General features: G+C 61.0%; 17 protein-coding genes. 13 read left to right on the top strand and 4 right to left on the bottom strand.

The window, feature by feature from the left end; all coding sequences use genetic code 11:
- The 4 genes from AB4Z35_RS06180 (at position 1) to AB4Z35_RS06165 (ending at position 3,850) form a co-directional block, all read left to right on the top strand.
- Positions 1-1,164 (top strand): uroporphyrinogen-III C-methyltransferase, encoded by a 1,164-nt coding sequence (locus AB4Z35_RS06180; protein ID WP_442096357.1) that lies wholly within the window; start codon positions 1-3, stop codon positions 1,162-1,164.
- Positions 1,161-2,399: a heme biosynthesis protein HemY gene (locus tag AB4Z35_RS06175; protein ID WP_442096356.1), complete on the top strand. Its 1,239-nt coding sequence runs from the start codon at positions 1,161-1,163 to the stop codon at positions 2,397-2,399. The genes AB4Z35_RS06180 and AB4Z35_RS06175 overlap by 4 nt, the downstream gene beginning before the upstream one ends.
- 263 nt (positions 2,400-2,662) lie before the next feature.
- Positions 2,663-3,214: a disulfide bond formation protein B gene (locus AB4Z35_RS06170; protein ID WP_442096355.1), complete on the top strand. Its 552-nt coding sequence runs from the start codon at positions 2,663-2,665 to the stop codon at positions 3,212-3,214.
- A 177-nt stretch (positions 3,215-3,391) separates the two neighbouring features.
- Positions 3,392-3,850: an Rsd/AlgQ family anti-sigma factor gene (locus AB4Z35_RS06165; RefSeq protein WP_033052184.1), complete on the top strand. Its 459-nt coding sequence runs from the start codon at positions 3,392-3,394 to the stop codon at positions 3,848-3,850.
- Positions 3,851-3,910: 60 nt separating this feature from the next.
- Here AB4Z35_RS06165 and AB4Z35_RS06160 read toward each other — a convergent pair whose 3' ends face one another.
- Complete coding sequence (locus AB4Z35_RS06160) at positions 3,911-4,576, bottom strand: FKBP-type peptidyl-prolyl cis-trans isomerase (RefSeq protein ID WP_442096354.1); 666 nt, start codon at positions 4,574-4,576, stop codon at positions 3,911-3,913.
- Between the two features lie 192 nt (positions 4,577-4,768).
- On the opposite strand from AB4Z35_RS06160, the gene AB4Z35_RS06155 reads away from it, so the two are divergent.
- Positions 4,769-5,914, top strand: coding sequence for an AlgP family protein (locus tag AB4Z35_RS06155; protein WP_442096353.1), 1,146 nt, complete (start codon positions 4,769-4,771; stop codon positions 5,912-5,914).
- On the opposite strand, the gene AB4Z35_RS06150 is transcribed toward AB4Z35_RS06155, so the two are convergent.
- Positions 5,911-6,375 (bottom strand): TIGR02444 family protein, encoded by a 465-nt coding sequence (locus AB4Z35_RS06150; RefSeq protein WP_442096352.1) that lies wholly within the window; start codon positions 6,373-6,375, stop codon positions 5,911-5,913. The two genes, AB4Z35_RS06155 and AB4Z35_RS06150, sit on opposite strands and share 4 nt — an antisense overlap.
- A gap of 50 nt (positions 6,376-6,425) precedes the next feature.
- Here AB4Z35_RS06150 and AB4Z35_RS06145 point away from each other — a divergent pair, with 50 nt between their 5' ends.
- The 5 genes from AB4Z35_RS06145 to AB4Z35_RS06125 all read left to right on the top strand — a co-directional run bounded on the left by AB4Z35_RS06145 (position 6,426) and on the right by AB4Z35_RS06125 (position 12,416).
- Positions 6,426-8,336, top strand: coding sequence for an ATP-binding cassette domain-containing protein (locus AB4Z35_RS06145; RefSeq protein ID WP_442096351.1), 1,911 nt, complete (start codon positions 6,426-6,428; stop codon positions 8,334-8,336).
- The gene (locus tag AB4Z35_RS06140; RefSeq protein WP_108217187.1) at positions 8,336-8,917 is read left to right on the top strand and encodes a mechanosensitive ion channel family protein; all 582 of its coding nucleotides are present in this window, start codon (positions 8,336-8,338) and stop codon (positions 8,915-8,917) included. Before AB4Z35_RS06145 ends, AB4Z35_RS06140 begins: the two co-directional genes overlap by 1 nt.
- Positions 8,918-9,157: 240 nt before the next feature.
- Positions 9,158-9,790, top strand: coding sequence for a homoserine/homoserine lactone efflux protein (gene rhtB, locus AB4Z35_RS06135; protein WP_007998964.1), 633 nt, complete (start codon positions 9,158-9,160; stop codon positions 9,788-9,790).
- A gap of 162 nt (positions 9,791-9,952) precedes the next feature.
- A complete protein-coding gene (locus AB4Z35_RS06130) occupies positions 9,953-11,851 on the top strand; it encodes an FTR1 family protein (RefSeq protein WP_442096350.1) in 1,899 nt (632 codons plus the stop codon).
- A gap of 109 nt (positions 11,852-11,960) precedes the next feature.
- Positions 11,961-12,416: a YaiI/YqxD family protein gene (locus AB4Z35_RS06125; RefSeq protein ID WP_442096349.1), complete on the top strand. Its 456-nt coding sequence runs from the start codon at positions 11,961-11,963 to the stop codon at positions 12,414-12,416.
- 119 nt (positions 12,417-12,535) lie between these two features.
- Here the strand turns inward: AB4Z35_RS06125 and elbB are convergent, their stop codons facing one another.
- A complete protein-coding gene (gene elbB / locus AB4Z35_RS06120) occupies positions 12,536-13,204 on the bottom strand; it encodes an isoprenoid biosynthesis glyoxalase ElbB (protein ID WP_008048662.1) in 669 nt (222 codons plus the stop codon).
- A 115-nt stretch (positions 13,205-13,319) separates the two neighbouring features.
- Here elbB and AB4Z35_RS06115 point away from each other — a divergent pair, with 115 nt between their 5' ends.
- Entirely contained in the window at positions 13,320-14,555 is a 1,236-nt protein-coding gene (locus AB4Z35_RS06115; protein ID WP_442096348.1) for a sterol desaturase family protein, read from the top strand.
- Here the strand turns inward: AB4Z35_RS06115 and AB4Z35_RS06110 are convergent.
- Positions 14,536-15,168 carry a DedA family protein gene (locus AB4Z35_RS06110; protein ID WP_007998955.1) on the bottom strand — a complete coding sequence of 211 codons (633 nt, stop codon included), beginning with the start codon at positions 15,166-15,168 and terminating at the stop codon, positions 14,536-14,538. The genes AB4Z35_RS06115 and AB4Z35_RS06110 overlap by 20 nt on opposite strands.
- Before the next feature lie 208 nt (positions 15,169-15,376).
- Between AB4Z35_RS06110 and hemB the strand changes: the two genes are divergently transcribed.
- Together hemB and ppk1 are read left to right on the top strand one after the other, a co-directional pair.
- Complete coding sequence (gene hemB / locus AB4Z35_RS06105) at positions 15,377-16,390, top strand: porphobilinogen synthase (protein WP_008015467.1); 1,014 nt, start codon at positions 15,377-15,379, stop codon at positions 16,388-16,390.
- 18 nt (positions 16,391-16,408) lie between these two features.
- Positions 16,409-18,631, top strand: a complete 2,223-nt coding sequence (gene ppk1 / locus AB4Z35_RS06100; protein WP_007998951.1) for a polyphosphate kinase 1 — start codon at positions 16,409-16,411, stop codon at positions 18,629-18,631.
- Positions 18,632-18,684: the final 53 nt, after the last annotated feature.

Here is an 18,684-nt window from a genome sequence, read left to right as displayed (position 1 = left end):
GTGAGCGAAACAGCCTTGCCTAAAGATGACTCGCGACCGGTGCTTGATGCACCTGTTGATGCACCTGTTGATGAAATGCCGCCGCCGCCAGCTGCTGCCGAGCAGCGTCGGGGCAATGGTCTGGCAATCATCGCGCTGCTGCTGGGTGCGGCCGGTGTCGCGGTGGGCGGTTGGGGTGTCTGGCAGGTGCGTCACCTGCAAGCCAATAGTCAGCAGCAACTGAGCCAGGTACAAGCGTTGAATGACCAGGCGCAAAACCTCAAGCTCAATGAGGAGCGCCTCAGCGCACGCCTGGCGCAATTGCCTCCCGCCGATGAACTGGAAGCACGCAGCCGTCTGGTGATTCAGCTGCAAGGAGATCAGCAGAGGCTGAACCAGCGGCTGGAAACCGTACTCGGCGCCAGTCGCAAGGACTGGCGTCTGGCCGAGGCCGAGCACCTGCTGCGTCTGGCCAGCCTGCGACTGTCCGCCTTGCAGGACATCAGCAGCGCCCAGGCACTGGTACAGGGCGCCGACGAGATACTGCGCGAGCAGAACGACCCGGGCTCCTTTGCCGCTCGCGAGCAGGTAGCCAAGACACTGATCGCCTTGCGCAGCACCGAACAGCCCGATCGCACCGGGCTGTTTCTGCGTCTGGGCGCGTTGCGCGAGCAGGTGGCCAGCCTCACAGAGCTGGCCCCTGAGTACAAGGACCGTGGCGATTCGTTGCTGGGCCTGACTGCCGATGGCGACGGTGCCAGTCGCTGGGCGCAATGGTGGGATCAGATTTCGCGCTACATCCGTATCGATTTCAATGCCGACAAAAACGTTCGCCCATTGCTGGCCGGCCAGAGCCTGAGCCAGGTACGCCTGGCCCTGAGCCTGGCACTGGAGCAAGCACAGTGGGCCGCACTCAATGGCCAGGCTGCGGTTTACTCCCAAGTGCTGGATGAAGCGCGGGACATCCTCAAGGGCAATTTCAACCCGGACAACGCACAAAGCAAAATCATGCTTGAACAGGTGGCCGAGTTGAGCAAGCAACCCGTCACCGTAGTCACGCCGGATATGACCGGCACCCTGAGCGCGGTGCAGGGGTATCTGGAGCGGCGCAACGTCAACGCCGAGGATTCGGTCAAGCCACTGGCCAGGCCTGCCGCGAACACCGCGCCGGAGGGCACGCCATGAAACGCCTCTATGTGATCGTGTTCCTCGTTATCGCCGCGGCCGCTGCATTGGGACTGGCGATTGCCGAACATTCCGGTTACGTGCTGATTGCCTACAAGACCTTCCGCTATGAGTCGAGCCTGTGGGCGACCCTGGCTTTGGTGGCTGTGCTCTGGCTGGTGATCTGGGGCATCAAGTCGCTGGTCGAACTGGTGATGGCTTCCAGTGGCGTGGTTAATCCGTGGTCGCGGCGTAACCGCAGCCGTCGGGTGCAGGTGGCGATCGAGCACGGTCAACTGGACCTCGCCGAGGGTCGCTGGGCCAGTGCGCAACGTCACTTGCATCGGGCTGCCGAAGCCGAGCGCCAACCGCTGCTTTACTACCTCGGAGCGGCCCGTGCGGCGAACGAACAAGGCAATTACGAAGAAAGCGACAACTTGTTGGAGCGCGCACTGGAGCGTCAGCCCCAGGCCGAGTTGGCGATCGCCTTGAGCCACGCTCAGTTGCAGACCGACCGCGGTGATACCGAAGGCGCCCTCGCCACTCTGCAAGCCATGCATGAACGCCATCCTCATAACGCACAGACCTTGCGTCAGTTGCAGCGCCTGCTTCAGCAGCGTGGTGACTGGTCGGCAGTGATTCGCCTGCTGCCGGAGTTGCGCAAGGACAAAATCCTGCCGGCGGCCGAGCTCTCCGAGCTGGAGCGTCGGGCCTGGGGGGCGAACCTGTCTCTGGCGGCGCAACGGGAGGAAGACGGAACGGTGGGGCAGCAATCGCTTGAACGTGCCTGGCAGCAACTGACCTCGGCACAGCGTCAGGAGCCGCAACTGGTGCTCGCATATGCCGAACAATTACGGCAATTAGGGGCTCAGGTCGAGGCCGAAGAAGTGCTGCGTACCGCTCTCAAGCGCAGCTACGACAGTCATCTGGCACGTCTCTACGGACTGGTTCGCGGCAAGGATCCGGCCCGCCAGTTACAGGCCGCCGAAGGCTGGCTCAAGGACCATCCGGCCGATCCGGGTCTGCTGCTGACACTGGGTCGTCTTTGCCTGCAAAACAGTTTGTGGGGCAAGGCCCGGGACTATCTGGAAAGCAGCCTGCGCGTGCAACGCAATCCGGAAGCCTGTGCGGAGCTGGCACGCTTGCTGGCGCAAATGGGCGATACCGAGCGCAGCAACCAGTTGTTTCAGGAAGGCCTGGGGTTGTTGGATAAACGCTTGCTCGCGGCCCCTCTGCCAGTGCCAGTCCGCGCTTGACCCATTCGCTGGCGCCAGGCTCCGGCGTCTGAGCGATGACCTGCAGCGAGGGAGCAATCGCCCTCGCCGCAGCGCGATGATAAGTTGAAGTTCAGTCGCAAAATTTCGTCGCAGGCAAAGTCCTACAGGGGACTGCATTTTATCCTCTCGCCTGCGTCGGGATTTCCCTACACCTGTGCTGAAGTCTCTGTGGGCAGTTGCCTTGAAAGGCCGTCGCGCTTTCCTCTACCGTAACGGTCTGTCACTACTTTTACGGAAAAGCCATGTCTTTGGCCTGCTCACGCTCCTTGTTTTTCATGGCTTTCATTGCGGGTGCCCTGGCGATGGGCGTTTCCTACTACCTGGAATATGCAGTCGGCCTGCGGCCTTGCGGCTTGTGTCTTGTGCAGCGATTTTGCCTGGCGCTCCTTACCGGTGTCTGCCTGATGGCTTCAGTCCATGGCCCCGGTCGCATCGGAAACGTTCTGTATTGGTTGCTCAGTCTTTGTTGCAGCCTGGCCGGTACTGTCTCGGCGTGGCGACAGGTCCTGCTGCAAAGCCTTCCGGCGGAACAGGCAGCGGCGTGCTCGACCCATCTGGCGGAACTGTTGGCCAGTTCTCCGTGGCTATCCGTCGTACAGCAAATGTTCAAGGGAGCTGCCGGTTGTGTGGAAATTTCCTGGACGCTGTTCGATCTGAGTCTCACCGAGTGGAGCCTGCTGTTCTTCGTCGCGATGATGATTCTGGCCGTTTACCAGTCGTTGCGACTGGTCTGGACCAGCTATCAGCGACCACTCAGCGGCGAGTCGTCGCACCGGGCCTTTGCGGGCGATTAAACACTTGTATGAACTTTATCGCCTGCGTACCTTGAAGCCAGTGTCGTGCGGGCATAATCTGGCCCGCACGTGTCATTGGAATTATGTTGCTCGATGACGCTCTGCCTGACCGCCCACCGACGTTACAAGAGGCGAGCGGGCATAGAGCAGCTGACCCACAAGGGAAGAGAGATCACCATGCTCGAAAGTTGTCAGAATGCTCAGGAACGCTGGGGCGGAGTGCACCTGCTGATCGATCGCTGGTTGCAGGAGCGCAAAGAGCTGATCGATGCATACGACAAGCTCGGTGCCGATCCAGAGACTCTGTCCACGAATCGCAAGCCTTTGCAGGAGTTCTGCGGCGTGCTGGTCGATTATGTATCGGCCGGGCATTTCGAGATCTACGAGCAACTGACGGGGGAGGCCAAGGCCTTCAACGACAAGCGTGGTCTGGAGCTCGCCGAGACTATCTACCCGCGCATCGATGTCATCACTGAAAAGCTGCTTGCGTTCAATGACCTTTGCGACGAAGGCAAATGCGTTGCGGAGAAGTTCAAGGAACTGGGTGGCCTGTTGCACGAGCGCTTCGAGCTGGAAGATTGCCTGATCGAAGTGCTGCACACCGCTCACAAGGAAGCCGATCCGGTTCAGGCATGATTCGCTTCCCGCAAGACCCTGAAACGGCGTGCCAAGGCACGCCGTTTTTCGTTTCCGTCGTCAGCTGGTTGCACCACGCAATTCAACTTCGAACACCAGTGGAGTGAACGGTGCGATCACGTCACCGGCACCATCGGCGCCATAGGCCTGGGCCGATGGAATCACCAGTCGCCATTTCGCCCCTGCCGGCATGTTTTGCAATGCACTGCGCCATCCGGCGATCACGCTGTCGAGGCTGAACCATTGTGGCTGGCTGTTCTGATCGAACACCGTGCCGTCGGGCAAGCGACCGATGTACAGCACCTGCACCTTGCCGTTCGGTCCGGCCTTGGGACCATTGCCCGGAATCAATTCGGTGAGCAGCACGCCATCTGCCAATTCACGCACGCCGGGTTTGGCTTTTTCTTCGGCAAGAAAACGCTGTTCTTTTTCCAGTGCCGCTTCGCTATGAGGTTGGGCCGATTGCACGGCAACCCGGGCTTCGTGCTCGGTCAGAATCTGTTCGATCTGCTCGTCCTTCAGTGCCAGAGGTTTGCCTTGGTAAGCCTGCTGCAAGCCTTCGACCAGCGCTTGAAGTTGCAGATCGGGAACCTCCTGGCGCAAGCGTTCGCCAAGACTTGCACCCAGACTGTAAGCCAGATCGTGGGCTTCATTTTCCTGTGTTGTTTCGGCGGCCTGGGCCACCGAAAAAAACACGCACAGCGATAAAAAAAGGTAGCGCGACATGGTCACTCTCCGGCCTGAATTGCGGGCGATTATGCCAGTGAGAATGCGCACAACGGTGAACTGCTTTTGCGCCGATGCAGAAGTTTTTCAATCCTTTGCAACGCGGCGCTTTCGATAGTGTCAACATGCCCTAGCGGCGGTTGCAGCAGAGGTCTAGTATGAGCCGCACTCACTTCAGCCAGGAGGTAAACCATGTCGGCCACCAAGAAGCCAGTAAACACTCCATTGCATCTGCTCCAACAACTCTCGGGCAGCCTGCTCGAGCATCTGGAAACCGCTTGTTCCGAAGCCTTGGCTGATGCTGAAAAACTGCTCGCCAAGCTGGAAAAGCAGCGCGGAAAAGCGCAAGAAAAACTGCACAAGTCCCGCACCAAATTGCAGGACGCTGCGGCGGCCGGAAAAGCCAAGGCGCAAGCCAAGGCCAAGGACGTAGTGGCCGATCTTGAGGAGCTGCTCGATGCCCTCAAGGATCGTCAATCGGAAACCCGCGGCTACATTCTGCAACTCAAGCGCGATGCTCAGGAAAGCCTGAAACTGGCCCAGGGCGTCGGTCGTGTACAAGAGGCTGTCGGCAAGGTGTTGTCCCTGCGTGCGGCCAAACCTGCTGCGGCACCTGCGAAGAAAGCCGCTGCCAAACCGGCTGCTGCAAAAGCACCGGCCAAGCCTGCCGCCAAACCGGTTGCCAAAGCACCGGTGAAAGCCGCAGCCAAGCCTGCCGCTAAACCGGCAGCGAAAAAACCTGTTGCAGCCAGCGCTGCAAAACCTGCTGCTAAAACTCCAGCAGCCAAACCTGCTGCAAGAACAGCGGCCGCCAAACCTGCCGCGGCGCGAACCGCTGCTGCCAAGCCGGCCGCTAAACCAGCCGCTAGACCTGCTGCCAAACCAGCAGCCAAAACCGCAGCGGCGAAACCTGCTGCCAAGCCGGCGGCCAAACCTGTCGCGGCGCGAACCGCCGCTGCCAAGCCTGCCGCTAGACCTGCTGCCAAACCAGCAGCCAAAACTGCAGCGGCGAAACCAGCTGCCAAGCCGGCGGCCAAACCTGTCGCGGCGAAACCTGCTGCCAAGCCAGCGGCAAAACCCGCGGCGAAAGCGCCAGCAAAACCAGCCGCCAAACCGGCCACTGCCAGTGCAGCCAAACCCGCTGCAAAACCAGCGGCCAAACCTGCAGTGAAAAAACCGGTTGCCGCCAAGCCAGCGACCGCGCCTGTTGCCAAGCCAGCCTCCCCGGCTCCAGCCGCAACATCCACTCCGGCAGCTACCACCTCGACAGCTACGCCAGCACCAACGCCGGCCGCCGTTCCGAGCGCAGCAATCTCCACCCCGACCAGCGCTTCCTAAGTGCCGGTTACCGCGACGCGCAGCTGATGCAGCGCGTCGCGGTGCAGGTGGGCGGCACCCGCCGTCGCACCTTCCAGCCAGGCCGATAGTTCGGTCTCGGCACCTTGCGGCCAACTCCGCGCCGCTCTCTCCAGCCGCAACAACAGATGCCTTTCGGCTTCCAGCTCCAGTGCCTTCACTTGTTCGCGCAGGGTATGCAACCCGGCGTCTTGCGTGGCCGCAGCTTTCCATTGCGTGCGCAAGGTGCGCAACGGCTGCACGACATCGGTGTCCCACGAGACGGCCACACTACGAAGCTGCTGCAAGCGTTGCTCATCGCAGGCCACACCTCGTTGCCCCAACCACGCACCACACAGCAGCAGACACACATTGACTCCCGCCGACTGCAATTGCAGGCATGCCTGCTCAACACCCGGACGGGCGTAAGTGGTCAGGGAAAAGCTCCACAGGTCAGAGGACATAGTGCTACTCGCGCCAGTTGCGAGCGAAGCTGGTAGACTCCGCCGCCATTATGATTCGACTTCAGAACCTGACTTTACAGCGTGGCCCGCAACGTCTGCTAGAAGACGCCGAGCTGACCCTGCACGCCGGCCAGAAAGCCGGCCTCATCGGTGCCAACGGCGCCGGCAAATCGAGCCTGTTCGCCTTGCTTCGGGGCGAGCTGCACCCGGACTCGGGTGATTGCTTCCTGCCGGCCGACTGGCGTATCGCCCATATGCGCCAGGAGGTCGATACCCTCGAACGCCTGGCGGTCGACTACGTGCTCGATGGCGACCTTCGCCTGCGCCAGGTGCAACGCGACCTGGCGGCAGCCGAAGCGGCCCATGACGGCGCCGCACAGGCCCGCCTGCACTCGGAACTTGACAGTGCCGACGGTTACACCGCTGACGCCCGCGCCCGCAAGTTGCTGGCAGGCCTTGGCTTCACAAACGAGCAGATGGATCGCCCGGTAGGGGATTTCTCCGGTGGCTGGCGGATGCGTCTGAACCTGGCGCAGGCGCTGATGTGCCCTTCGGACCTGTTGCTGCTCGATGAACCGACCAACCACCTGGACCTCGACGCCATCATCTGGCTCGAAGAGTGGCTCAAGAGCTATCCGGGCACCTTGATGCTGATCTCCCACGACCGGGACTTCCTCGATGCCGTGGTCGACCACGTGGCCCACGTCGATCAGCGCAAGATCACCCTGTACCGCGGTGGCTACAGCGCCTTCGAGCGCGCCCGTGCCGAACGTCTGGCCCAGCAACAGCAGGCGTACGAGAAGCAGCAGGTGCAACGTGCGCACATGGAAAGCTACATCGCCCGCTTCAAGGCCCAGGCCACCAAGGCCCGTCAGGCCCAGAGCCGGATCAAGGCACTGGAGCGGATGGAAGAGTTGACCGCTGCCCACGTTGATTCGCCGTTCGATTTTGTCTTCCGTGAATCGCAGAAAATTTCCAGCCCGCTGATTGACCTGTCCGATGCCCGTCTGGGTTACGGCGACAAAGCCGTGCTGGAGAAGGTCAAGCTGCAACTGACCCCGGGAGCGCGAATCGGTCTGCTCGGCCCTAACGGCGCCGGTAAATCGACCCTGATCAAGAACCTTGCCGGTGAGCTCTCGCCATTGGCCGGCCGCTTGACCCGTGGCGAGAACACCGTGGTCGGTTACTTCGCCCAGCATCAGCTCGACTCTCTGGATTCCAAGGCCAGCCCGTTGCTGCACTTGCAGCGCCTGGCGCCGACCGAGCGCGAGCAGACCCTGCGTGACTTCCTCGGCGGTTTCGACTTCCGTGGTGCGCGAATCGACGAGCCGGTGCTGAATTTCTCCGGTGGCGAAAAAGCGCGCCTGGCGTTGGCGTTGATCGCCTGGGATCGACCGAACCTGTTGCTGCTCGACGAACCGACCAACCACCTGGACCTGGAAATGCGCCTGGCGCTGACCATGGCCCTGCAGGAATTCAGTGGTGCGGTACTGGTGGTCTCCCACGACCGGCATTTGCTCAAAAGCACCACCGACAATTTCTATCTGGTGGCAGACGGCAAGGTCGAGGAGTTCGACGGCGACCTGGAGGACTACACCCGCTGGCTGGTGGAGTATCGCCAGCGTAACGCCCCGGTCAGCAACACGCCGGTCAACCCGGACAAGACCGACAAGAAAGCCCAGCGTCAGGCCGCTGCTGCGTTGCGCCAGCAACTGGCACCGCACAAGCGCGAAGCTGACAAGCTTGAAGCCGAACTCGGCAAGCTGCACGAAAAGCTGGCGAAGGTCGATACCAGCCTCGGCGACAGCGATATCTACGAGCCGGCGCGCAAGAACGAATTGCGCGATCTGCTGGCCGAACAGGCCAGGCTGAAGGTGCGTGAGGCGGAGCTGGAAGACGCGTGGATGGAGGCTCTGGAATTGCTGGAAGGCATGCAGGCGGAGCTGGAGGCGCTGTCCTGATGGACGCCTTCAAACTGCCGTTGCCGGCGGTGTGGGTCGAGCCGATCTGGCTCGGCGTGCAAATCCTGCTGATCCTGCTGGCCGGGTACTTCGCCCAGCGCTTCGTCGCGAAATGTCTGACCCGTCTCGGTGAGCGTTACCCGTTCCCGCCGCAGTTGTTGATGCCGCTGCGGGGCGGTTTGCGCTGGTTGATCATGGGCAGCGCGCTGATTTTCGTCCTGGAGCGACTTGGTGTATCGGCCACGGTGCTCTGGACCGCGTTGTCCGGTTTCGTCGCGGTGGCGGCGGTGGCGTTTTTCGCCATGTGGAGCGTGCTGTCGAACCTGCTGTGCGCGATCCTGATCTTTACCGTCGGCCCGTTTCGCATAGGTGACGTGGTCGAGTTGGTGGACACCACCGACAAACCCGGCGTCAAAGGCCGGGTGGTGGCGATCAATCTTCTTTACACCACGCTGATCGAGGCTGAAGAGCTCGGCACGGGCAGCGCCATGGTGCAGGTGCCCAACAGTTTGTTCTTCCAGCGTTCGGTGCGGCGCTGGCGCGGGACGGATGTGTTTCCTTCCAGCGGGTTTGAAAAGTAAACCTTCTGCTGCCTGATAGATTGCTTTCGTCGGATCGCCGCCCGGAGCAAGCCCGCTCCCACAGGTGATCGCGTTCTTATTAGCGACATCGGTCTGATGTGGGAGCGAGCTTGCTCGCGATGAGGCCCTCAAGCCCTGAACGCTGGTCGGCCGTCACCATGTCCTGCAAAAAATCGATAGTCATCCAATCAAAGCCGCATTAGCTTAGACGTCTGTCACGAGTCTGAGTCGAGGTGTGCAATGGAGCTTCAAACATGGCTGGCGTTTTTTGCCGCCTGCTGGGTAATCAGCCTGTCCCCCGGTGCCGGCGCCATTGCGTCGATGTCCAGCGGCCTGCAATACGGCTTCTGGCGCGGCTACTGGAATGCCCTGGGCCTGCAATTGGGCCTGGCTTTGCAGATCGCCATCGTTGGTGCCGGTGTCGGCGCCATTCTCACGGCTTCGGCCACAGCCTTCTATGCAATCAAATGGTTTGGCGTGGCGTATCTGGTCTACCTCGCGATCAAGCAATGGCGTGCGCTGCCCAGCGATATGAGCGATGACGCGGCAGTGCGCCAGATCGGCAAGCCGATGGCCCTGGTGTTCCGTGGTTTCCTGGTGAACATCAGCAACCCCAAGGCGCTGGTGTTCATGCTGGCGGTGTTGCCGCAGTTCATCGACCCCCATGCTCCACTGCTGATTCAGTATCTGGTGATCGGCGTGACCATGGTCTGCGTCGACCTGATCGTCATGGCCGGCTACACCGGTTTGGCGTCAAAAGTGCTGCGTCTGCTGCGTACACCGAAACAGCAAAAACGCATGAACCGGACCTTTGCCGGGCTGTTCATCGGGGCGGCAGCGTTCATGGCGACGCTGCGCAGAGCCGCAGTCTAAACCGACAGAAACCCCAAAAGGCGACCCATGTGGTCGCCTTTTTCATTGACGAATCAGTACCTTGGAGAGCCCGCGATTTCGCAGGGAGGCCCAACAAGGCTTGAGCGAAATCCGTTGGGCGTTAACAATATGTAACTTCGTTTTTCAAATTGAGATTCATTCATGATTGCCCCCACCCGTTTCCTGGCCTGGCTGTTGCTGCCGCTGTTCGCGGCGTGCAGCTTTCAACTGCTGGCCGCCTCCGCAGAAGGTGCGCCGCAGGCGCTGCACTTGCTCGATTACATCGGCGCGGATTACCCGGACACGGTGCAGGCGGGCAGCATCACGGATCAGGCCGGATTTCGCGCGCAGCAAGAGTCGGTCAAGACGCTGGGAAGTCTGATTGCAGCCATGCCGGCCAAACCGGAAAAAGCTGCGCTGGAGCAAAGCCTGACCTCGCTGGGAACCTCCATCGGCACCCGTCAGGACGGTGCCGAGGTCACTCGCCAGACCCGGCAACTGGGTGCGAAGCTGGCCGTGGCCTATGAAGTCAGCCAGGCCCCGGTCATTACGCCGGACCCGTCGCGTGGGGCGCCACTGTACGCCCAGCATTGCTCGGTTTGCCATGGCGACACGGGGGCTGGCGACGGCCCGGCAGGTGTCGGCATGACGCCACCGCCGTCCAACCTGCGCGATACCACTCGGCTGGATCGCCTGAGCCTCTACGCGATCTACAGCACCTTGGGCCTGGGTGTCGAAGGGACGGATATGCCAGCCTTTGCCGATCAACTGGATGATCGTCAGCGTTGGGACCTGGCCACCTATATCGCCAGCTTCAGTGTCGACCTGGCGACAGCCAATGCTGACAAAACCTACAACATCGCCGACCTGGCCCGTCAGACTCCGGCCGAAGTACAGTCCGCTGAAGGCTCGCAGGCCGCTGCGACGTTCCGTGCCCAACGGGCGCAACCGCCGCAGGTCAAGCGTGGCCCGGCACAATTGCTCGACTACACCGCGGCCACTCTGGACAAGAGCATCGCGGCGTATCGTGCCGGTGAGCATGATCAGGCTTATGACTTATCGGTAGCAGCGTATCTGGAAGGTTTCGAGCTGGTTGAAAGTTCGCTGGATAACATTGACGCCAACGTGCGTAAAGACACTGAAAAATCCCTGATGGCCTACCGTCAGTCGTTGCAGGACGGCCTGCCGGTGAACGACGTCGAACAGCGCCTGGACGCGGCCAAGGCCAGGTTGAAGGCGTCGGCCGGTCTGCTGGGCAACGACGGTTTGAGTTGGTCGTTGAGTTACATTTCCGGCTTGCTGATTCTGCTGCGCGAAGGTCTTGAAGCGATTCTGGTGCTGGCGGCAATCCTGGCTTTCCTGCGTAACACAGGTCAACAGTCGGCGGTGCGCAGCGTTAACGTCGGCTGGGGCCTGGCGTTTGTGGCGGGGCTGGGTACCTGGGCGCTGGCAGCCTATGTGATCGATGTCAGCGGTTCGCAGCGCGAATTGCTGGAAGGCGCGACGGCGTTGTTTGCCAGCGTCATGGTGCTGTGGCTGGGCGTGTGGATGCATGACCGTCGTCACGCGGCGGCCTGGCAGGATTACATCAAGACCAGCCTGGTGGGCGGCGGCGGGCGCTTGGGCTTCGCGACCCTGGCGTTTTTCTCGGTGTATCGCGAATTGTTCGAAGTGATTCTGTTCTACGAAGCCCTGTGGCTGCAGGCCGGTCCCGCGGGGCACAACGCGGTGCTGGCCGGTGGTGCGACCGCTGTGGTGATGCTGACTGGTCTGGCCTGGGTGATTTTGCGCGGTTCGGCGAAGTTGCCGCTGGCGCTGTTCTTCAGCATCAACGCCGGTCTTTTGTGCGCCTTGTCGGTGGTGTTTGCCGGGCATGGCGTGAAAGCGCTGCAGGAAGCCGGGATCTTCGGTACGCGACCGGTGCCGTTCTTTGACTTTGAATGGCTGGGGATCCATGCCGATGCGTATTCGCTGAGTGCGCAGGCCGTGGCGATTGCAGCGATCATCGTGTTGTATGGCCGCAGCCGGGTGGCTGAGAAGCAGCGCGTGCAGGTTTCTTAAACGGCATTCGCTTCGCTCACTTTCGCGGGCAAGCCACGCTCCCTCAGGTTTAGCGTTAACCTGTGGGAGCGTGGCTTGCCCGCGATGCTTTTCAACAGAGGAAAAACCAATGCGTGTGTGGATCGATGCCGACGCCTGTCCGCGGGCAGCCAAGGACCTGGTGGTGAAGTTCGCCCTCAAGCGCCAGTTCGAAGTGGTGCTGGTAGCCGGGCAGCCGCAGATCAAGCCCGGTCTGGCGCTGGTCAAGCTGATCGTGGTGCCAAGCGGCCCGGATGCAGCGGACGATTATCTGGTGGAACACGCGGTGCCTGGTGAACTGGTGATTTGCAGCGATGTGCCATTGGCCGACCGTCTGGTGAAGAAGGGCGTGGCAGCGCTCGATCCACGAGGCAAGGAGTTTGATGCGCAGAACATGGGGGAGCGACTGGCCGTGCGCAACCTGTTCACCGATTTGCGCGAACAGGGGCAAACGGGCGGGGGGCCAGCGCCGTTCGGCGACCGTGAAAAGCAGGCGTTTGCCAATGCGCTGGACCGGATTTTGACTCGGCTTTCGCGCAAGTCTTAAGTCTTGCGACGAACCCTGTGGGAGCGAGCTTGCTCGCGATGGGGTCAGCAACTTCAACATTGATGTCGCTTGCCAGACCGCTATCGCGAGCAAGCTCGCTCCCACATGTTTGAACAGTGTCAGGCATCGTTTTCGTGGGTCAGTTCAAGCACCCGGTCTACCAGCTTGTTGATCCCCGACGCCGCTTCGCTGATCGATTGCGCCAGCATGTAAGCCGGGGTGCTCACCAGTTTGCGTGCCTTGTCTTCGACGATGTCACTGACCGCGCAATCGGTATGGGTTGCGCCCATCTTGTTCATCGCGGCAGCGGTGTCGGTGTCGTTGCCAATGGTGCAGGTCACGCCCGGGCCGTAGATTTTTGCCGCCAGGGCAGGGGAAATGCACATCAATCCCACCGGTTTGCCGGCCTCGGCAAAGGCTTCGGTCAGTGCCAGGACATCCGGTTGAACGGTGCAGCCGGCGCCTTCGATGGCGAAGCTGGACAGGTTCTTGGCCGAGCCGAAGCCGCCGGGCACGATCAGCGCATCGAACTCATCGACGTTCGCGTCACGGATATCCTTGATGTTGCCCCGGGCAATCCGCGCCGATTCCACCAGCACGTTGCGCGACTCGGGCATTTCTTCGCCGGTCAGGTGGTTGATCACATGCAACTGCGCGATGTTCGGTGCGAAACACTGTACCTGGGCACCGCGCTGGTCCAGGCGCAGCAGGGTGATAACACTCTCGTGGAGCTCGGCGCCGTCGTATACGCCACAACCGGAAAGGATCACTGCAACTTTTTTGCTCATGGGCTTTTCTCCAGATTCATGGCGTTAAATGTCCACTAATTTGTCACTCGTTGCCATAGGGTTAATTCACGGTTACACATAGCATCTGTCCTCAAGATTCCGGTCAGGGCGCGTCATGGACCTCATTCTGTATGCGGTTCCGTTTTTCTTTGTGCTGATCGCGGTCGAGTTGCTGGCCGACCGTTGGCGTGGGGTGAGCAATTATCGGGTGGCGGACGCGATCAACAGCATCAGCACCGGCGTGCTGTCGACCACCACGGGTCTGTTGACCAAGGGTGTGGGTCTGGTGACCTATGCGTTTGCCCTCAGGCATCTGGCACTGTTCGAGCTGTCGGCCGACAGCGTCTGGACCTGGGTGTTTGCCTTTGTCTTCTACGACTTCTGCTACTACTGGCTGCACCGCTTGGGCCATGAGCGCAACATTCTCTGGGCCGCCCATTCGGTGCATCACCAGAGCGAGGACTACAACCTGTCCACGGCGTTGCGCCAGACCAGTACCGGATTCCTGTTGAGCTGGATCTTCTATCTGCCGATGGCAGTGTTCGGCGTGCCGCTGCTGGTGTTCGTCAGCGTCGCGGCGCTGAACCTGCTGTCCCAGTTCTGGGTGCACACGCGGCATATTCCCAAGCTTGGCTGGTTCGAATGGTTCTTTGTCACGCCGTCCAATCATCGGGCTCACCATGCACAGAACGCTCTCTACATGGATCGCAACTACGGCGGCGTGTTCATTATTTGGGATCGTCTGTTTGGCTCGTTCCAGGCAGAAGACGACAACGAACCGGTGATCTTTGGCGTGACCACGCCGCTGGCGAGCTGGAATCCCGTGTGGGCGAACGTGCAGTTCTACACGCAATTGTGGGCCGATGCCCGGCGTGCGGAAAGCACCTGGGACAAGCTGCGGATCTGGTTCATGCGCACCGGCTGGCGCCCGGCGGACGTGGCGGCCAAATACCCGATGAGTAAGCCGGACCTGAGCCAGTTCCGTAAATTCGAAGTAGCACTGGACGGGCGTCAGCAGCTCTATGTCCTTTTGCAGTTCTGTGTCTATATCGCGCTGGGCAGTTACTTGATGAATCTTGAGCCGAAGCTGCCAGTCGCTGCCCTGGTATTGGGCTGGGGAGCGGTGGCGTTCGGTCTGTTTGTGCTGGGCGTGGCCCTGGAGAATCGCCCGTGGGCGTTGAAGCTGGAGCTGGCGCGGCTGGCGTTGACTCTGCCATTGGTATGGCTGGCCCCGGTGGTGGGGCTGTGGCCGGCCAGCACCGTGGGCTGGGTCGGCCTGCTCAGTTACAGCCTGTTGAGCGGCATCGGTCTCTATTGCTGCAGAAACCGCATCACTCGGTTGGTGTCGTAGGGCCTTCGGTATTGGTCCGCACAGCTTTCAGGGCTTGCTCGTCGGCGTAGACCTGCTTGGCCAGGCGGGCATTCTTGAAGCGCCGGCGCAGCCACAGTACGAAGCCCAGGACCAGCAGCGCACCGAGCACCCATAGTTCGTACTTCTTCACACTGCCGAGCATGCCTTCGAGTACTGCGCCGAAATGGTACGCGGCCGCTGCCAGTGCGGCAGCCCAGATCGCCGCGCCAATGCCGTTGAGCAGCAGGTAACGACCCGGCGGATAGCCCGACAGCCCGATGGCTACCGGCATGACCGTACGCAAACCGTAGACGAAGCGGAAGCTCAGTACCCAGATGTCCGGATGCTTGCGAATGTGTTCCAGCGCGCGATCACCCATCATTTGCCAGCGCGGCTTGCGCGCCAGCAACTTGCGGCCGTGTTTGCGCCCCAGGAAATACCACAGTTGGTCGCCGGCATAGCTGCCGAAGAAGGCCACGACCACCACCAGGTTGATGTCCATGTATCCACGGAACGCGAGGAAGCCCGCGAGTACCAGAATGGTTTCGCCTTCGAAGAACGTGCCTAGAAAAAGGGCAAAGTAGCCGAAGTCATGCAGAAATTGTTGGAGCATTGTCTGGGTGCTGGCGAAATGAACGCGCAGCCTAACCCTTCGGACACATTCAGGAAAGTGTCCAAATGTGTCTCGACGTGAACATTTCCTACAACGACAATGGAATGCGGCTACCTGTCACAGGGGTGCACACAACTGTCACACGTTCGTCATAATGGCCGCTTATAACTGTCACGCTCGCCCGTAAGCGCGGGCTCAGGAGTCTGCCGTGAGCTTTACCCCCGCCAACCGTTTGTTCCCCGCAACCCGCCTGCGCCGTAATCGTCGTGACGACTTCTCGCGTCGTCTGGTCCGTGAAAACGTCCTGACCGTCGATGACCTGATCCTGCCGGTGTTCGTGCTGGACGGTGAAAACCGTCGCGAAGCAGTGGCCTCGATGCCGGGCGTCGAACGCCTGACCATCGATCTGTTGCTGGAAGAGGCGGCCAAGTGGGTCGAATTGGGGATTCCGGCACTGGCGCTGTTCCCGGTGACGCCAGCGGAGCTCAAGTCGCTGGATGCCGCCGAAGCGTGGAACCCGGAAGGCATCGCCCAGCGCGCGACCCGCGCATTGCGTGCGCAATTCCCTGAGCTGGGCGTGATCACCGACGTCGCCCTGGACCCGTTCACCACCCACGGCCAGGACGGCATTCTGGATGAAGAAGGCTACGTGCAGAACGACATCACCGTCGACGCACTGGTCAGGCAAGCCCTGTCCCACGCCGAAGCCGGCGCTCAGGTCGTGGCGCCATCGGACATGATGGACGGTCGCATCCAGGCGATCCGCGAAGCCCTCGAAGTGGCCGGTCACGTCAACGTGCGGATCATGGCCTACTCGGCCAAGTACGCCAGCGCCTATTACGGCCCGTTCCGCGATGCGGTCGGTTCGGCGCTGAACCTGGGCAAGGCCAACAAGGCCTCCTATCAGATGGACCCGGCCAACAGCAATGAAGCCCTGCACGAAGTGGCGGCAGACTTGTCAGAAGGTGCAGACATGGTCATGGTCAAGCCAGGCATGCCGTACCTGGACATCCTGTGCCGGGTAAAAGAAGAATTCAAAGTGCCGACGTTTGTTTATCAAGTCAGCGGCGAATACGCCATGCACATGGCGGCGATCCAGAATGGCTGGTTGAGCGAAGGGGTTATCCTCGAGTCGCTGACCGCTTTCAAACGTGCAGGGGCAGATGGCATCCTGACGTACTTTGCCGTTCGTGCCGCTCAATTGTTACGAGAGCAAAAATAGCCCTCCCAGGAACATTCGATGAATACCGAAGTACTCACTGAAGTTGCCGTAAAAGACGCTCAACCTGTTGTGGAGCAAGTCGACGAGACCCCGCCGGAGCTGGAGCCAGCTCCGCCCGCGGCGGTAGTCGAAACAACTGCGACAGTGCCGGCGGTGGCCATTCCCGGCCTGGATGACAGCAGCCTGTACATCCACCGCGAGCTCTCGCAACTGCAGTTCAACATCCGCGTGCTGGAGCAGGCGCTGGACGAGTCCTATCCGTTGCTGGAACGGCTGAAGTTTCTGCTGATCTTCTCCAGTAACCTGGACGAGTTCTTCGAAATTCGTGTCGCCGGCCTCAAGAAGCAGATCACCTTCGCCCGTGAACAGGCCGGCGCCGATGGTCTGCAACCGCATCAGGCACTGGCCCGCATCAGCGAACTGGTCCACGGTCACGTCGATCGCCAGTACGCGATCCTCAACGACATTCTGTTGCCGGAGCTGGAAAAACATCAGGTCCGCTTCATCCGTCGCCGTTACTGGACGACCAAGCTCAAAACCTGGGTGCGTCGTTATTTCCGCGACGAGATCGCGCCGATCATCACCCCGATCGGCCTCGACCCGACGCACCCGTTCCCGTTGCTGGTGAACAAGAGCCTGAACTTCATCGTCGAGCTCGAAGGCATCGACGCCTTCGGTCGCGACTCCGGTCTGGCGATCATCCCGGCGCCACGCCTGTTACCGCGCATCATCAAGGTGCCGGAAGAAGTCGGTGGCGCTGGCGACAACTATGTATTCCTGTCGTCGATGATCCACGCCCACGCCGATGACCTGTTCCAGGGGATGAAGGTCAAGGGTTGCTACCAGTTCCGCCTGACCCGTAACGCCGACCTGGCGCTGGACTCCGAAGATGTAGAGGACCTGGCCCGCGCCTTGCGCGGCGAGCTGTTCTCCCGTCGTTACGGTGACGCAGTACGTCTGGAAGTGGCCGACACCTGCCCGAAACACCTGTCCGACTACCTGCTCAAGCAGTTCAACCTGAGCGAGAGCGAGTTGTATCAGGTCAACGGTCCGGTGAACCTGACGCGGCTGTTCAGCATCACCGGCCTGGACAGCCAGCGCGAGCTGCAATACCTGCCGTTCACCCCGCAGATCCCGAAACTGCTGCAGAACAGCGAGAACATCTTCAGCGTGATCAGCAAGCAGGACATCCTGCTGCTGCACCCGTTCGAGTCGTTCACCCCGGTGGTGGACCTGCTGCGCCAGGCCGCCAAGGACCCACACGTGCTGGCGGTGCGCCAGACCCTGTACCGTTCCGGCGCCAACTCGGAAATCGTCGATGCGCTGGTGGATGCCGCGCGTAACGGCAAGGAAGTCACGGCGGTGATCGAACTGCGTGCGCGGTTCGACGAAGAATCCAACCTGCAACTGGCCAGCCGGCTGCAAGCGGCCGGTGCGGTGGTGATCTACGGTGTGGTCGGCTTCAAGACCCACGCCAAGATGATGCTGATCCTGCGCCGCGAGGCCGGCGAGATCGTGCGTTACGCGCACTTGGGCACCGGTAACTACCACGCCGGCAACGCCCGCCTGTACACCGACTACAGCCTGCTGACCTCCGACGACGCCCTGTGCGAAGACGTCGGCAAACTGTTCAGCCAGTTGATCGGCATGGGTAAGACGTTGCGCATGAAGAAATTGCTGCACGCGCCGTTCACCCTGAAAAAGGGCATGCTCGACATGATTGCCCGCGAAACACAGTTCGCCCTCGACGGCAAACCGGCGCACATCATCGCCAAATTCAACTCGCTGACCGATCCGAAGATCATCCGCGCGCTGTACAAGGCCAGTCAGTCGGGTGTGCGCATCGATCTGGTGGTGCGTGGCATGTGCTGCCTGCGGCCTGGCATTGCCGGGGTCTCGCATAACATCCACGTGCGTTCGATCATCGGCCGCTTCCTGGAGCACACCCGGGTCTTCTACTTCCTCAACGGTGGCGATGAGCAGATGTTCCTCTCCAGTGCCGACTGGATGGAACGCAACCTCGACAAGCGCGTCGAGACCTGCTTCCCGGTGGAAGGCAAGAAGCTGATCATGCGGGTCAAGAAAGAGCTGGAGCTGTATCTGACCGATAACACCCACAGCTGGAGCCTGCAGTCGGACGGCCGTTACATCCGTAACACGCCGACCGGTAACCAGAATCCGCGTAGCGCCCAGGCGACATTGCTGGAACGTTTGGGCAGTCCGATCCTGGCGGTTCGTTAACGCCGGCAACCTGTGGGAGCGAGCTTGCTCGCGATAGCGGACCGTCAATCGAC

Source organism: Pseudomonas sp. KB_15 (assembly GCF_052114525.1).
In the GTDB taxonomy this organism is placed as follows: Bacteria; Pseudomonadota; Gammaproteobacteria; order Pseudomonadales; family Pseudomonadaceae; genus Aquipseudomonas.
Note: the sequence above shows the minus strand (reverse complement) of the source record. Positions and strands in the feature narration are given on the sequence as shown.